This window comes from Sphingomonas sp. 66-10, assembly GCF_001897045.1.
Classification (GTDB): Bacteria; Pseudomonadota; Alphaproteobacteria; order Sphingomonadales; family Sphingomonadaceae; genus Sphingomonas; species Sphingomonas lycopersici.
Genome location: NZ_MKRR01000023.1, coordinates 18,508 through 32,304 on the forward strand (window position 1 = coordinate 18,508; position 13,797 = coordinate 32,304).

Consider the following 13,797-nt stretch of genomic DNA (forward strand, 5'->3'; position numbering starts at 1 on the left):
CCGCCTCGCCGAGCAGGGTCATGTGGATCGAGAAAGCCAGCGCGCACAGGCCGGAATTGGTGCAGATGTTCGAGGTCGCCTTCTCGCGGCGGATATGCTGCTCGCGGGTCGAAAGCGTCAGCACGAAGCCGCGCCGCCCGTCGGCATCGACCGTCTCGCCGGTGAGCCGGCCCGGCATCTGGCGGACATATTTGTCCTTGCAGCCGAACAGCCCGACATAAGGCCCGCCGAACTGGAGCCCGACGCCGATCGACTGGCCCTCGCCGACGACGATATCGGCATCCATTTCGCCCGGCGACTTGATCGCGCCGAGCGCGACCGGCTCGGTCACCACCGCGATCAGCAGCGCCTTTTGCGCGTGGCACGCATCGGCCAGCGGGCGCAGATCGGCGATGCGGCCGAGGATATCGGGATATTGCACCACGACGCACGAGGTATCGCCATCGATCTTGGCGATCAGCGCCTCGAGATCGGTTTCGGCGCTCAGCGCGGGGACCGCGACGTCGAGCGCATCGCCGGTATATTTCGCCATCGTCCTGGCGACCGACACATAATGCGGGTGGAGCCCGCCCGAGAGGATCGCCTTCCCGCGCCGGGTGATGCGCCGCGCCATCCCGATCGCCTCCCAGCAGGCGGTCGAGCCGTCGTACATGCTGGCATTGGCGACATCAGTGCCGAGCAGACGCGCGACCTGCGTCTGGAACTCGAACAGCATCTGCAGCGTGCCCTGCGCGATTTCCGGCTGATAGGGCGTATAGGCGGTAAGGAACTCGCCGCGCTGGATGATGTGATCGACGCTCGCCGGGACGTGGTGGCGATAGGCGCCGCAGCCGAGAAAGAACGGGCCGTCGCCGGCCGACATGTTCTTGCGCGCCAGGGCGGTCATATGGCGTTCGACCGCCAGTTCGCTGGCGTGGCCGGGCAGGCCGGCGATCGGCCCGTCGAGGCGGATCGCCTCGGGCACGTCGACGAACAGATCGTCGATCGACGAAGCGCCGATCGCCGCGAGCATCGCCGCGCGATCGGGCTGGGTGAGCGGGAGATATCGCATCAGTCGGGCTTTCTCATCGTGGGGCGCGAGCCGGGCATAGTCGGCGGGCGTTTGCCCTTACTTCGTCATGCCGGGCTCGACCTGGCATCCAGCGTTCCGTGCGATGACGCTTGCGGCTCTGGATGCCGGATCAAGTCCGGCAGGACGGCAACGGTTCAGAGCTTGGCGACGAACGCCTCGTAAGCGCTCTCGTCCATCAGCGCTTCGAGCTCGGACGGGTCGGACAGGGTGATCTTGTAGAACCAGCCCTCGCCCTCGGGGTCGGAATTGACCAGCGCGGGATCGTCGGCAAGCGCGGGATTGCCCTCGATCACCGTGCCCGACACCGGCGAATAGACGTCGCTCGCCGCCTTGACGCTCTCGACCACCGCGGCGTCGTCGCCCTTGGTCAGCTTCTTGCCGTCCTCAGGCACTTCGACGAACACGATGTCGCCGAGCTGGCCCTGCGCATAATCGGAGATGCCGACGGTGCCGGTCTCGCCGTCGACGTCGATCCATTCGTGATCTTGGGTGAAATAACGGCTCATCTCACTTCACTCCTCGGAAGTAACGGTGGGGAACGAAAGGCAGCGCAGCGACGGTGGCGTCATGCGGCTTGCCGCGCTGCTGAAGCTGGACACGCGTGCCGGGCACCGCGAGCGCGGCGGGGACATAGGCCATCGCGATCGGCGCACCGACCGTCGGCGCGAACCCGCCCGAGGTGACGTGGCCGATCTCCTTGCCCGCGGCGTCGACGACGATCGCGCCCTCGCGCACCGGCTGGCGGCCCTCGACGAGCAAGCCGACACGCTTGGTCGCGGCGCCTTGCTCGCGCTCCTTGAGGATGCGCGCGGCGCCCGGGAAATCCGCCGTCTCGCGACGGCGCTTGAACAGGGCGAAGCCGAGATCGGCCATCACCGGCGTCGTTTCGGGCGACAGATCGTGGCCGTAGAGCGGCAGCCCCGCCTCGAGCCGCAGCGAATCGCGCGCACCGAGCCCGATCGGCTTGACCTCGGGCTGGGCGACGAGCGCGTCCGCCAGCGCCTCGGCCGCCTCGGCGGGGACCGAAATCTCGAACCCGTCCTCGCCGGTATAGCCCGAGCGGCTGATCCACAAAGCATGGCCCTGCCACTCGAACGCCGCCGCCTGCATGAACACGAGGTCCGCAACGCCGGGGATCAGCCGCGCCAGCGCGTCGACCGCCTTCGGCCCCTGCAGCGCGAGCAGCGCGTGATCTTCCATCAGGTTGAGCGTGATATCGTCGGGCAGTTGCTCGATCATATGCCCGATATCATCATATTTGGTCGCGCCGTTGACGACCATATAGACGCGATCCTCGGCCTGCCGCGTCAGCATCAGATCGTCGAGGATCCCGCCCTCGGCATCGAGCAGCAGCGAATAACGCGCGCGGTTGAAGGCAAGCCCGGCGATATCGGCGGGCATCAGCGCCTCGAGCGCCGGCACCACGCCCTCGCCGGTGAAGGTGAGCTGGCCCATATGGCTGACGTCGAACAGCCCGGCCGCCTCGCGCGTCCACAGATGCTCGGCCATGATGCCTTCATATTGGACGGGCATGTGATAGCCGGCGAATTCGACCATTCGCCCGCCCTTCGCGCGATGCCAGGCATCGAGCGGCAGCGGCAGGATCGCCGGTTCTTCGTAATCGTCGTCGCTATGGGCTTGGCTGTCGATCGTTTCGCTCATCAGATATCTTCCGGCAGAAAGGGCGTGACGACACCGCGGGAACCCGCGCGGCCGATCCGTTCACCCCCTCTGTCACGGAACCTGAGAGCTTCCTCCGCGCCGTTCGACGGCGGCGGGTTACCCCTTCGGTGAGGCGCAGCTCAAAGCCGCGCCTGCTTTCCAGAGTATCGTTCGGCGCCATGCGGTCCTGCGTGCCTGAGAGATTCCGGGGTGGTTGCTCCTTCGGCGGCCGCCCGACTGCCCTGAAAGGGCAACGTCGGCGGCTCTCTCCCGCGCGTGCCTGAACCGGTTGCCCGGATCACGATGTGCGAGCCTCTGGCCGTGCCATGTTCCTGAGTCAATCATCAATTCTAATGCCCCCCATTATCGGGGCAACGGGCGGTTTTCGCGCCGCCGGAGCAACGTCGCGTGCGCCATGCGGTTGCCCGCTTGCGCGCCGCGCGGGTTCGGCCTATATCGCGATCGCTTTCTCTACATCGACAGATGAAGAGGCTGCGGGGCTCGCCCTGCGGCGGCAACTACGCATGTTTGGAGCATTGATGGCGGACAATCCCGCACTGACCCGATTGATCGCACCCGAGGCGGAAGCGCTCGGCTTCGCGCTCGTGCGCGTGCGGCTGTTCGGCAAGGGCGACGAGCGGACGCTGCAGGTGATGGCCGAGCGCCCCGATACGCGGCAGCTGACGATCGACGATTGCGCCGAACTGTCGCGCCGCCTGTCGGACATGCTCGATCGCGAGGACCCGATCGAGGAAGCGTATCGGCTGGAGGTTTCCTCCCCCGGGATCGATCGCCCGCTGACGCGGCTGCAGGATTTCGCCGACTGGGCGGGGCATGAGGCGCGGATCGTGCTCGACGCGCCGATCGACGGGCAGAAGCAATTCAAGGGCGAGCTTGCCGGGATCGAAGGCGAGACGATCGCGATCGTCCTGCAGAAAAGCGGCACCGTCGCGCATGTCCCGTTCGGCGGGGTGGTCGACGCGAAGCTGGTGCTGACCGACAAGCTCATCAAGGCAACCGTCCCGCTCTCCTTCGAGGGCGCGGAGCAAGAAATCGAAGCAGAGGAACACGACTAATGGCCACCGGCGTGACCGCCAACCGGGCGGAGCTGATCGCGATCGCGAATTCCGTCGCCAACGAGAAGATGATCGACCGTGCGATCGTCATCGAGGCGATGGAGGATGCGATCCAGCGCGCCGCGCGCACCCGTTACGGCCAGGAAATGGACATCCGCGCCAAGCTCGACCCGAACAACGGCGACCTGCGCCTGTGGCGCGTCGTCGAGGTGGTCGAGCAGGTCGACGATATCTACAAGCAGGTCGACGTGAAGGGCGCGCAGAAGCTGCAGGCCGGCGCGGTGGTCGGCGACTTCCTCGTCGATCCCCTCCCCCCGATCGAATTCGGCCGCATCCAGGCGCAGGCCGCCAAGCAGACGATCTTCCAGAAGGTCCGCGACGCCGAGCGCGAGCGCCAGTATGAAGAGTTCAAGGACCGCGCGAGCGAGATCATCACCGGCGTCGTCAAGCGCGTCGAGTTCGGCCATATCGTCGTCGATCTCGGCCGCGCCGAGGGTGTGATCCGCCGCGACCAGCAGATCCCGCGCGAAGTGGTGCGCGTCAACGATCGCATCCGCAGCCTGATCCTCAAGGTGGTGCGCGAGAATCGCGGGCCGCAGATCTTCCTGTCGCGCGCGCACCCGGACTTCATGAAGAAGCTGTTCGCGCAGGAAGTCCCCGAAATCTACGACGGGATCATCGAGATCAAGGCCGCCGCGCGCGATCCGGGCAGCCGCGCCAAGATCGGCGTGATCAGCCACGATTCGAGCATCGACCCGGTCGGCGCCTGCGTCGGCATGAAGGGCAGCCGCGTCCAGGCGGTGGTGCAGGAGATGCAGGGCGAGAAGATCGACATCATCCCCTGGTCGCCCGACACCGCGACCTTCGTGGTCAACGCGCTCCAGCCGGCGAATGTCAGCCGCGTGCTGATCGATGAGGAGGAAGATCGCATCGAGGTGGTGGTGCCCGACGATCAGCTCTCGCTGGCGATCGGCCGCCGCGGCCAGAACGTCCGCCTCGCCTCGCAGCTCACCGCCAAGGCGATCGACATCCTCACCGAGACCGACGCGAGCGAGAAGCGCCAGCAGGAATTCGTCCGCAATTCGGAGCTGTTCCAGAACGAGCTCGACGTGGACGAGACGCTGGCGCAGCTGCTCGTCGCCGAGGGCTTCAGCGAGCTCGAAGAAGTCGCTTATGTCGAGCTCGACGAGCTCGCCGGAATCGAGGGCTTCGACGAGGATCTCGCGCAGGAGCTGCAGAGCCGTGCGCAGGAAGCGCTGGAGCGCCGCGAGGCCGCCGCGCGCGAGGAGCGTCGCGCGCTGGGTGTCGAGGATGCGCTGGCCGAGCTGCCCTATCTGACCGAGGCGATGCTCGTCACGCTCGGCAAGGCGGGAATCACCACGCTCGACGATCTCGCCGATCTCGCGACCGACGAACTGATCGAGAAGCGCCGCGCCGAGCCGCGCCGCCGCAACGAGGATGCCCCGCGCAAGACCGAGAACAAGGGCGGCGTGCTCGCCGAATATGGTCTCAGCGAGGAGCAGGGCAACGAGATCATCATGGCCGCGCGCGCGCATTGGTTCACCGACGAGGAAGAAGCCGCGCCCGCAGGCGACGACACCGCGGAGGCGTCCGAGGCCTGATGCCGTTCGTCTCGATCCGATTGGCGGGCTCCGCAACCAAGGAGCAGAAAGCGGGGCTGGTGGCCGACGTCACCGCCTCGCTGGTCGCGCGGCTGGGCAAGAACCCGGCGGCGGTGCAAGTCGTGATCGAAGAAGTTTCGCTGGAGAATTACGGCTCGGCCGGGATTCTCATCGCCGACCGCCAGCCCGAGGGAGGCGCACATGCGGCACCCTCGCAATGACACGGTAAGCGTAAAAGGAATTTCGTCATGCCGGCCTTGTGCCGGCATCCACGGGGCCGCGAATATCTCGGCCAGTTCACCTGCCGCCCGGTGGATGCCGGGACGAGCCCGGCATGACGGGGATTTATTTGGGCAGCGGCGGCAATCCCAAGCCTACCGCGAGATCGTTCCAGTCGGGATTTTCACGCTCGATCAGGTTGAGTTTGTAGGCGCGCGGCCATTTCTTGATCCGCTTTTCGGCGGCGATCGCGTCTTCCATCCGATCCGTGGTTTCATACCAGACGAGTCGGGTCACGGCGTAGCGCGTCGTGAAGCCACCGAAGGTTCCCTCGCGGTGCTGCATGACGCGGCCGACGAGGTTCGAGGTCACGCCGATGTAGAGCGTGCCGTTACGATCGCTCGCCAGGATATAGACGCACGGTTGCCGCTCCCTCATGCGCTAAAGCCTGACGCCTGGTGGATGCCGGGACAAGCCCGGCATGACGTAACGTATGGAGGCGCCGCATGAGCGACCCCACCCGCACCTGCATTCTCGGTCGCGAGCAGGCGGCGCGCGGGGCATTGATTCGCCTCGCGCTCGCCCCCGATGGTCAGGTGCTGCCCGACGTGCGCGCCAAGGCGCCGGGGCGCGGCGCGTGGATCGGGGTGAACCGTGCCGAGCTGATCGCCTCCGCCGGGCCGAAGGGCAAGTTGCGCGGCGCGCTGGCGCGGGCGTTCAAGACCAACGACTTCACGATTCCCGACGATCTGCCCGATCTGATCGCCGCCGCGCTGGAGCGCAATGCGCTCGACCGGCTCGGGCTGGAATCGCGCGCGGGGACACTGCTGACCGGCGCGGAGCGGATCGAAGCCGCTGCGCGCGAAGGGAAACTTCATGCGCTTTACCACGCCGCCGATGCCGGTGCGGATGGGCGCGGGCGACTGGCGCAGGCGTGGCGCGTCGGCACCGATCGCGAAGGAAGTGACCTCAAGGGGTTGGCGTTGCCGCTGAATCGCCCCATATTGTCGATGGCGCTGGGCCGCGAGAACGTGGTACATATCGGCGTCACCGACCGCATGGCGGCCGCGCGATTGGGCGATGCGCTCGATCGGTGGCTGCAATTTATCGGCCCTGAACTGACTCCTGTGCCTTGCGAAACGGCCTCGCAAGGCGCATCGCCGCCCGGACAATCCGGGCAACCGGCCGTGACGACGCGACGAGGAATTTGAGTGAGCGAGACCGACAACGACAAGCCGAAACTTGGCATGCGCGCGCCGCTGGGGCTGAAGCGCACGGTCGAGACCGGCAAGGTGAAGCAGAGCTTCAGCCACGGCCGTTCGAACACGGTGGTGGTCGAAGTGAAGCGGCGCCGCGTGCTCGGCCCCGGCGGCACGCCCGAGGCGACGCCGGCCGCTCCGCCGCCGCCGCCGCCGCCCGTCCAGCAGGCGCCCGAGCCGCCGCGCCCGGCGCCGACGCGCGCGCCTGCCGGGGAGACTCCGCAGGAGCGCCAGGCGCGTCTGCTGCGTGAGGCCGAAGAACAGCGCATGCACGCGCTGGAAGACCAGCGGCGTCGCGAAGAAGCCGATCGTCAGCGCGCCGCCGAAGAGGAAGCGCGTCGCGCCGAGGAAAAGCGCGCGGCCGAGGCCAAGGCCGCCGAGGCGCCGGCACCCACGCCGGCCCCGGAACCCGCGCCGCAGCCGGCAGCGGAGCCGACGCCTGCGCCGGCACCCGAGGTGAAGGCCGAGCCGGCACCGGTCGCCGCGGCGCCCGCACCGGAACCCGCCGCGCCGCCTCCCCCGCCCCCGCCGCTCGAACTGTCGCGCGATCCGGCAATGCCGGCGCCGCGTCGCTTCACCCCGGTGGTGCGCCCCGAGATTCCCAAGCCGCAGCCCAAGCCCGAGCCGGCCAAGCCCGCCGCTTCGGCCGCGCCTTCCGCGCCCGCATCGAGCGGGTCGTCGGCCGGCGGCCAGCAGCGCAGCATGCCCAGCGGGCAGGCGACGCCGCGCAACGCCGCCCCGGCGCGTCCGCAGCAGCGCGACCGCAAGGGCGACGAGCGCCGCGGCGGCAAGCTGACGGTCAATCGCGCGTTGAGCGAGGAAGGCGCGCGTGCGCGCAGCCTCGCCGCGCTCAAGCGTGCGCGTGAAAAGGAACGCCGTTCGCAGTTCAGCGGCCCGCGCGAGCCGCAGGCCAAGCAGGTCCGTGACGTCCAGGTGCCGGAGGCGATCACCGTCCAGGAACTTGCCAACCGTATGGCAGAAAAGGGCGCCGACCTGGTCAAGGCGCTGTTCAAGATGGGCATGCCGGTCACCGTCAATCAGACGATCGACCAGGACACTGCCGAGCTGCTCGTCACCGAATTCGGGCACAATATCGTCCGCGTGTCGGATGCCGACATCGATCTGCAGATCGATGATGCGGTCGACGAGGATGTCGCGCTCCAGCCGCGTCCGCCGGTGGTGACGATCATGGGCCACGTCGATCACGGCAAGACCAGCCTGCTCGACGCGCTGCGCGGCACCGATGTGGTGAAGGGCGAGGCCGGTGGCATCACCCAGCATATCGGCGCCTATCAGGTGACGCTGAAGGACAAGTCGAAGATCACCTTCCTCGACACCCCGGGCCACGAAGCGTTCACCGCGATGCGCGCGCGTGGCGCCGACGTCACCGATATCGTGGTGCTGGTGGTCGCCGCCGACGACGGGCTGATGCCGCAGACGATCGAGGCGATCAATCACACCAAGGCCGCCGGCAAGCCGATGATCGTGGCGATCAACAAGATCGACAAGCACGAGGCCAATGCCCAGCGCGTGCGCGAGCGCCTGCTGGAGCATGAGGTGGTCGTCGAGCAGATGGGCGGCGACGTCCAGGACGTGGAGGTCTCCGCGCTCAAGAAGACCGGCCTCGACGAGCTGATCGAGAAGATCCAGCTCCAGGCCGAGCTGATGGAGCTCAAGGCCAACCCCGATCGCGCTGCCGAGGGCTCGGTGCTCGAGGCGAAGCTCGACAAGGGCCGCGGCCCGGTCGCCACCGTGCTCGTCACGCGCGGCACGCTCAAGGTCGGCGACGTGTTCGTCGTCGGCGCGGAAAGCGGCAAGGTCCGGGCTTTGGTCGACGACAAGGGCCGCCAGCTCAAGCAGGCGGAGCCGTCGATGCCGGTCGAGGTGCTGGGTATTTCGGGCACCCCGTCGGCGGGCGATCAGCTCCAGGTGGTCGAGAACGAGGCGCGTGCGCGCGAGGTCGCCGAATATCGCCAGGGGGTGCTGCTCCAGAAGCGCACCACCGCGGCGCCGGCGAGCCTGGAGAGCATGTTCTCCGCGCTCAAGGCCAATCAGGCGATCGAATATCCGCTCGTCGTCAAGGCCGACACGCAGGGCACCGTCGAAGCGATCGTCGCCAGCCTCAACAAGCTGTCGACCGACGACATCAAGGTGCGCATCCTGCACTCGGGCGTCGGCGGGATCACCGAGAGCGACGTCAACGTCGCGGCGGCATCGGGCGCGCCGATCATCGGCTTCCACGTCCGTGCCAATGCCAAGGCGCGCGAAATCGCCGAACGGCATCAGGTGGCGCTCAAATATTATGACGTCATCTACGACCTGATCGACGAGATCCGCGCCGGCATGGCGGGCGAGCTCGGCCCCGAGGCGTTCGAAACGGTCGTCGGCCGTGCCGAAATCCGCGAGGTCTTCTCGGCCGGCAAGCACGGCAAGGCGGCCGGTCTGCTGGTGGTCGAAGGCGTTATCCGCAAGGCACTCAAGGCCCGCATCACGCGCAACGACGTCATCATCTACAATGGCGAGATCGCGTCGCTGCGGCGGTTCAAGGACGATGTGGCGGAAGTGCGCGCCGGCCTCGAATGCGGCGTGACCTTCACCAACAACTTCACCGACATCAAGCCGGGCGACTTCCTGGAAACCTTCGAGGTCGAACTGCGCGAGCGGACGTTGTAAATTAGATCCGCGTCAAAGGCGCGGATCTGTATTCCTGATACCTCCTTTCCTGACCGGTCGATCCGGTCAGAAAGGAGGGAATGGTGAATACACAGACAATTGCGACACTGGTCTTGGGTTTCGCGACCTTTTTGGTCGCGTTGCTCGCCTTGGTAGTTGAGCTGATCAAGCTCGGCCAAGGGTAGCCAGTAAGGAGCCCCGGTGCTGGAACGCCGGGGTTCCGATATGATTTGGGCCCGGATGCTGGAACAACCGGGCCCAGGAGGTGAAGCAAATACTTCGACCTTTGCGACCTTGCCTATGTACCAAAACGTGCGGGAAACTTCAAGATGAAGCACTCTGAAGCCGGCGACCGTTCGGTCCGCACCCTCCGGGTCGGCGAGCAGGTGCGCCATGTGCTCGCGGAAATATTGCAGCGCGGCGACGTCCACGACGATACGCTCGCCTCGCATCTCGTGTCGGTGACCGAGGTCCGCATGTCGCCTGACCTGCGCAACGCCACCGTGTTCGTCAAACCGTTGCTGGGCCGCGACGAAGAGGTGGTGCTGAAGGCGCTGAGGACCAACACCGCCTTCCTCCAGCGCGAAGTGGCTCGGCGTATCAACTTGAAATATGCGGCAAAATTGAAGTTCATCGCCGATGAAAGCTTCGACGAGGGCAGCCATATCGACTCGCTGCTCCGCGCGCCGGGCGTCGCGCGCGACCTCGATTGAACGGCTCGTCGCACCCGGCTTCCGCTCACCCCGGGCGAGTCTCTCTCCACCCCGAAAAGCCCGGTTACCGCGCCCCTAACGATTAACATCGACCCTTCGAAAGCGTAGGCCATGCTGCGGCTGCGAGTGTATTTCGCGGTCGATCGGCGGGATGCCGGCATTTGCCGGTGCCCCGTGTGCCGTATGAAAGGGTTCGAGTATGACTGGAAAACGAAAGCTTCTCGCTGCCGCCAGTAGCGTCGCGCTGGCGGTCTTTGCCACCAGCGCGGATGCCGCGGTGCTGATCCAGGGCACCGGCTTCTGGGGCAGCAACACCAGCACCACTGCCGTCAGCAGGGCCAACCAATCCTTCCAATTCTCATTCGATCTGCCGGATACGATCACGGCGGCGGCTGGCTATGCCTTCACGTCGGCGATCAGCAATTTCAGCTTCTCGCTCAACGGCGTCGCGCTCAGCGCGGTCCCGTCGGAAATCCGTTTCTACAGCAGCGCCAACAACGGGCTGTTCGATATGGTGCTCAACGGCGTCAATCTGCGACTGTTCGGCGCCGACGTCGGCTCAAACGGCACCCTGGGGCCGTCGGGCGGGTATAATTTCACCGCGGCGGTCAACGGCAACGGCGCGACCGGGCTTGGCGTCACCACGGTGACTTCGCTCGCCGCGGCGGTTCCCGAACCCGCTGTCTGGGGTCTGCTCATCCTCGGCTTCGGGATGGTTGCGGGCCGGATGCGCTATCGCCGCCGTCAACCGACCCAATTGCGCTTCGCCTGAACCCCAGCGAGGTCTGCACAAATAGGAACGGCGCCCGCACCCACATGCGGGCGCCGTTTTCCTTTGCCGGCCGAGCGGCTATGCCCCCGGCACGATGGCCAAGCTCTATTTCTATTATGCCTCGATGAACGCGGGGAAATCGACCAACCTGCTGCAGGCCGATTTCAACTATCGCGAGCGCGGGATGGCGACGATGCTGTTCACCGCGGCGATCGACGATCGTTTCGCGAGTGCGACGATCTCGTCGCGGATCGGGCTCGCCGCGCCCGCGACGATGTTCGACGCCGCGACCGATATCGCCGCGATCGTAGTGGAGCGGCACGCGGCGGGGTGCATCGCCTGCGTGCTGGTCGACGAGGCGCAATTCCTTACCGCGGCGCAGGTCGATCAGCTCGCGTATCTCGCCGATACCCACGGCATTCCGGTGCTGGCTTACGGGCTGCGCACCGATTTTCGTGGGGCGCTGTTCGAGGGATCGGCGCGGCTGCTGGCGCTGGCGGACGCGCTGATCGAGATCAAATCGGTCTGCGCCTGCGGGCGCAAGGCGACGATGAACCTGCGCGTCGATGCCGACGGCCGCGCGGTCGCCGAAGGGCGACAGACCGAGATCGGCGGCAACGACCGCTATGTCGCGCTATGCCGCCGGCATTTCACCGCGGCGCTGGCCGAGGCGCGGGAGCTTTAAGACCCCCCTCCCCTTCAGGCGAAGGGCTGACCCGGCGGACATCAAAAGATACGCTCGCTCCGCCTATTCATCGACACGGTTCGTCCCTAGATCACCGGCCATGAACCCCGACAACGTTCTCTATGCCGCCGCCGTATGGATCATCCCCCTGGTGATCGCGATCGTCTTTCACGAGGTGGCGCATGGCCTGATGGCACGCGTGCTTGGCGATCCCACCGCGCATGAGGAGCGGCGGCTGAGCTTCAACCCGCTGCGGCATGTCGACCCGATCGGCACGGTGATCCTGCCGCTGGCGCTGGCGATCGCCAAGGCGCCGGTGTTCGGCTGGGCCAAGCCGGTGCCGGTGCGCGCCGAGCGGCTGCGCAACCCGCGCTGGGGGATGGTGGCGGTGGCGCTCGCCGGGCCGGGGATGAACCTGCTGCTCGCGGGGGTCACCGCGATCGCGCTCGGGCTGGTCACGGGCTACGCCGCCGGCAATGGCCCGCCCCAGGGCGTCGCCGGGTTCGTTTCGGCGAACCTGCTCAATTTCCTGCTGATCAACGTCTTTCTCGCGGTGTTCAACCTCCTGCCGATCCCGCCGTTCGACGGCGGGCATGTCGTCGAGGGGCTATTGCCCCGTCCGCTCGCCTTCCAATGGGCGAAACTGGCGCGGTTCGGCTTTCCGCTGCTGATCGTGCTGCTCGTGGTATTGCCCATGATCTTCCCCAAGGCGAGCATCATGCAGCATATCGTCGGCCCGCCGGCCGAGGCGCTGGTGCACGCCTATCTCTCCTTCGCCAGCCTGTTCCTGTGAACGGCTGGCTTGTCATCGATAAGCCGCTCGGCACCGGCTCGACCCAGGCGGTCGGCGCGGTGAAGCGCGCGCTGCGCGCAGGGGGCTATGGCAAGGCCAAGGTCGGGCACGGCGGGACGCTCGACCCGCTCGCCTCAGGAGTATTGCCGATCGCGCTTGGCGAGGCGACCAAGCTCGCCGGGCGAATGCTCGACAGCGACAAGAGCTACGATTTCACGATCCGCTTCGGCAGCGAGACCGATACGCTCGACGCCGAGGGCACGGTGATCGCGACCAGCGACGTGCGCCCCACCGCCGCCGCGCTCGCCGCGGTATTGCCGCGCTTCACCGGGCCGATCGCGCAGGTGCCGCCGGCCTATTCGGCGCTCAAGGTCGACGGCGCGCGCGCCTATGACCTCGCGCGTGCCGGCGAGGAAGTGACGCTCGCCAGCCGGAACGTGACGGTTCATTCCCTTGTCTGTCATCCCCGCGCAGGCGGGGATCCATTCGCGCAGGTCGTTGAAGAAGCCGCACCGGCAGCGGCAATGGATTCCCGCCTTCGCGGGAATGACGAGGTTCTGGAGGAAGTGACGCTGACGGCGCATGTCTCCAAGGGCACCTATATCCGCAGCCTTGCGCGCGATATCGCGCTGGCGCTTGGCACCGTAGGTCATGTCACCTATCTAAGACGCACCAAGGCTGGCCCGTTCGACCTCTCCCAGGCGATATCGCTGGACAAATTGGCCGAAATCGCTATGGGCCACGCGCTTGAACAATCTCTCCTGCCGTTGAGGGCAGCGCTGGACGACATCCCGGCACTTTCCCTCTCCCCCGATCAGGCAGGGGCGCTCCGCCAGGGGCGTGTTCTGGTCGGGATCGTCGCCGAGGATGGCTTGACCCTCGCGCTGCTCGGCGACGTGCCGGTGGCGCTGGTCGATGTGGTGGACCGCGAGGTCCGCGTCGTCCGCGGCTTCAACCTGTGATGTGATGTCGAAGGAAAATTCGAATGTCGATTACCGCTGAGCGCCGTCAGGAACTCATCAAGGACCACGCCCGTCAGGACGGCGACACCGGCTCCCCCGAGGTGCAGGTCGCGATCCTCACCGAGCGGATCCGCAACCTGACCGAGCACTTCAAGGGCCATGCGAAGGACAACCACTCGCGCCGCGGCCTGCTGATGATGGTCAACAAGCGGCGTTCGCTGCTCGACTATCTCCGCAAGAAGGACGGGGATCGCTACCTCGCCCTCATCGCGAAGCTCGGTCTTCGCAA

General features: G+C 66.7%; 16 protein-coding genes and 1 riboswitch. Of the genes, 12 read left to right on the plus strand and 4 right to left on the minus strand.

The features are described from left to right. The 3 genes from gcvPA to gcvT form a co-directional block, all read right to left on the minus strand. On the minus strand, window positions 1–1,051 hold a 1,051-nt coding region (gene gcvPA / locus BGN95_RS02960), incomplete at its 3' end, for an aminomethyl-transferring glycine dehydrogenase subunit GcvPA (protein ID WP_286771564.1). 155 nt (window positions 1,052–1,206) lie between these two features. Beyond that, window positions 1,207–1,578 carry a glycine cleavage system protein GcvH gene (gene gcvH / locus BGN95_RS02965; protein ID WP_179510882.1) on the minus strand — a complete coding sequence of 124 codons (372 nt, stop codon included), beginning with the start codon at window positions 1,576–1,578 and terminating at the stop codon, window positions 1,207–1,209. A gap of 1 nt (window position 1,579) precedes the next feature. Further along, window positions 1,580–2,734, minus strand: coding sequence for a glycine cleavage system aminomethyltransferase GcvT (gcvT, locus tag BGN95_RS02970; RefSeq protein ID WP_286771565.1), 1,155 nt, complete (start codon window positions 2,732–2,734; stop codon window positions 1,580–1,582). 172 nt (window positions 2,735–2,906) lie between these two features. After that, window positions 2,907–3,017: riboswitch (glycine riboswitch) on the minus strand. Between the two features lie 256 nt (window positions 3,018–3,273). Between gcvT and rimP the strand changes: the two genes are divergently transcribed. From rimP to BGN95_RS02985, 3 genes are read left to right on the plus strand one after another with little or no spacing between them, the layout of a single operon-like run. After that, window positions 3,274–3,810, plus strand: a complete 537-nt coding sequence (rimP, locus tag BGN95_RS02975; RefSeq protein ID WP_179510880.1) for a ribosome maturation protein RimP — start codon at window positions 3,274–3,276, stop codon at window positions 3,808–3,810. Further along, on the plus strand, window positions 3,810–5,432 hold the full coding sequence (gene nusA, locus BGN95_RS02980) for a transcription termination factor NusA (protein ID WP_179510879.1): 1,623 nt from the start codon (window positions 3,810–3,812) through the stop codon (window positions 5,430–5,432). Before rimP ends, nusA begins: the two co-directional genes overlap by 1 nt. After that, window positions 5,432–5,653, plus strand: a complete 222-nt coding sequence (locus BGN95_RS02985; protein ID WP_179510878.1) for a tautomerase family protein — start codon at window positions 5,432–5,434, stop codon at window positions 5,651–5,653. The genes nusA and BGN95_RS02985 overlap by 1 nt, the downstream gene beginning before the upstream one ends. 124 nt (window positions 5,654–5,777) lie before the next feature. Here the strand turns inward: BGN95_RS02985 and BGN95_RS02990 are convergent, their stop codons facing one another. After that, window positions 5,778–6,089 carry a GIY-YIG nuclease family protein gene (locus tag BGN95_RS02990; RefSeq protein ID WP_286771566.1) on the minus strand — a complete coding sequence of 104 codons (312 nt, stop codon included), beginning with the start codon at window positions 6,087–6,089 and terminating at the stop codon, window positions 5,778–5,780. Between the two features lie 68 nt (window positions 6,090–6,157). Here BGN95_RS02990 and BGN95_RS02995 point away from each other — a divergent pair, with 68 nt between their 5' ends. The 9 genes from BGN95_RS02995 to rpsO form a co-directional block, all read left to right on the plus strand. Beyond that, window positions 6,158–6,862 carry a DUF448 domain-containing protein gene (locus BGN95_RS02995; protein ID WP_286771567.1) on the plus strand — a complete coding sequence of 235 codons (705 nt, stop codon included), beginning with the start codon at window positions 6,158–6,160 and terminating at the stop codon, window positions 6,860–6,862. Then, window positions 6,863–9,583, plus strand: coding sequence for a translation initiation factor IF-2 (gene infB / locus BGN95_RS03000; protein WP_286771568.1), 2,721 nt, complete (start codon window positions 6,863–6,865; stop codon window positions 9,581–9,583). 80 nt (window positions 9,584–9,663) lie between these two features. After that, window positions 9,664–9,768, plus strand: a complete 105-nt coding sequence (locus BGN95_RS27080) for a putative holin-like toxin (RefSeq protein WP_353744667.1) — start codon at window positions 9,664–9,666, stop codon at window positions 9,766–9,768. A 144-nt stretch (window positions 9,769–9,912) separates the two neighbouring features. Continuing rightward, window positions 9,913–10,296, plus strand: coding sequence for a 30S ribosome-binding factor RbfA (rbfA, locus tag BGN95_RS03005; protein WP_265268495.1), 384 nt, complete (start codon window positions 9,913–9,915; stop codon window positions 10,294–10,296). Window positions 10,297–10,495: 199 nt separating this feature from the next. Next, a complete protein-coding gene (locus BGN95_RS03010; RefSeq protein WP_179510873.1) occupies window positions 10,496–11,068 on the plus strand; it encodes a PEPxxWA-CTERM sorting domain-containing protein in 573 nt (190 codons plus the stop codon). Between the two features lie 94 nt (window positions 11,069–11,162). Continuing rightward, window positions 11,163–11,753, plus strand: coding sequence for a thymidine kinase (locus tag BGN95_RS03015; protein ID WP_179510872.1), 591 nt, complete (start codon window positions 11,163–11,165; stop codon window positions 11,751–11,753). A 100-nt stretch (window positions 11,754–11,853) separates the two neighbouring features. Further along, window positions 11,854–12,546 carry a site-2 protease family protein gene (locus tag BGN95_RS03020; protein ID WP_265313260.1) on the plus strand — a complete coding sequence of 231 codons (693 nt, stop codon included), beginning with the start codon at window positions 11,854–11,856 and terminating at the stop codon, window positions 12,544–12,546. Beyond that, window positions 12,543–13,508 carry a tRNA pseudouridine(55) synthase TruB gene (gene truB / locus BGN95_RS03025; protein ID WP_286771569.1) on the plus strand — a complete coding sequence of 322 codons (966 nt, stop codon included), beginning with the start codon at window positions 12,543–12,545 and terminating at the stop codon, window positions 13,506–13,508. Before BGN95_RS03020 ends, truB begins: the two co-directional genes overlap by 4 nt. Before the next feature lie 23 nt (window positions 13,509–13,531). After that, window positions 13,532–13,797 (plus strand): 30S ribosomal protein S15 (gene rpsO, locus BGN95_RS03030; RefSeq protein WP_286771570.1); only part of this gene is annotated, 266 nt, incomplete at its 3' end.

Coding starts and splice junctions, on each gene's coding strand:
- gcvH (WP_179510882.1), bottom strand. CDS start 1,578: ATGAGCCGTTATTTCACCCAAGATCACGAATGGATCGACGTCGACGGC.
- gcvT (WP_286771565.1), bottom strand. CDS start 2,734: ATGAGCGAAACGATCGACAGCCAAGCCCATAGCGACGACGATTACGAA.
- rimP (WP_179510880.1), top strand. CDS start 3,274: ATGGCGGACAATCCCGCACTGACCCGATTGATCGCACCCGAGGCGGAA.
- nusA (WP_179510879.1), top strand. CDS start 3,810: ATGGCCACCGGCGTGACCGCCAACCGGGCGGAGCTGATCGCGATCGCG.
- BGN95_RS02985 (WP_179510878.1), top strand. CDS start 5,432: ATGCCGTTCGTCTCGATCCGATTGGCGGGCTCCGCAACCAAGGAGCAG.
- BGN95_RS02990 (WP_286771566.1), bottom strand. CDS start 6,089: ATGAGGGAGCGGCAACCGTGCGTCTATATCCTGGCGAGCGATCGTAAC.
- BGN95_RS02995 (WP_286771567.1), top strand. CDS start 6,158: ATGAGCGACCCCACCCGCACCTGCATTCTCGGTCGCGAGCAGGCGGCG.
- BGN95_RS27080 (WP_353744667.1), top strand. CDS start 9,664: ATGGTGAATACACAGACAATTGCGACACTGGTCTTGGGTTTCGCGACC.
- rbfA (WP_265268495.1), top strand. CDS start 9,913: ATGAAGCACTCTGAAGCCGGCGACCGTTCGGTCCGCACCCTCCGGGTC.
- BGN95_RS03010 (WP_179510873.1), top strand. CDS start 10,496: ATGACTGGAAAACGAAAGCTTCTCGCTGCCGCCAGTAGCGTCGCGCTG.
- BGN95_RS03015 (WP_179510872.1), top strand. CDS start 11,163: ATGGCCAAGCTCTATTTCTATTATGCCTCGATGAACGCGGGGAAATCG.
- BGN95_RS03020 (WP_265313260.1), top strand. CDS start 11,854: ATGAACCCCGACAACGTTCTCTATGCCGCCGCCGTATGGATCATCCCC.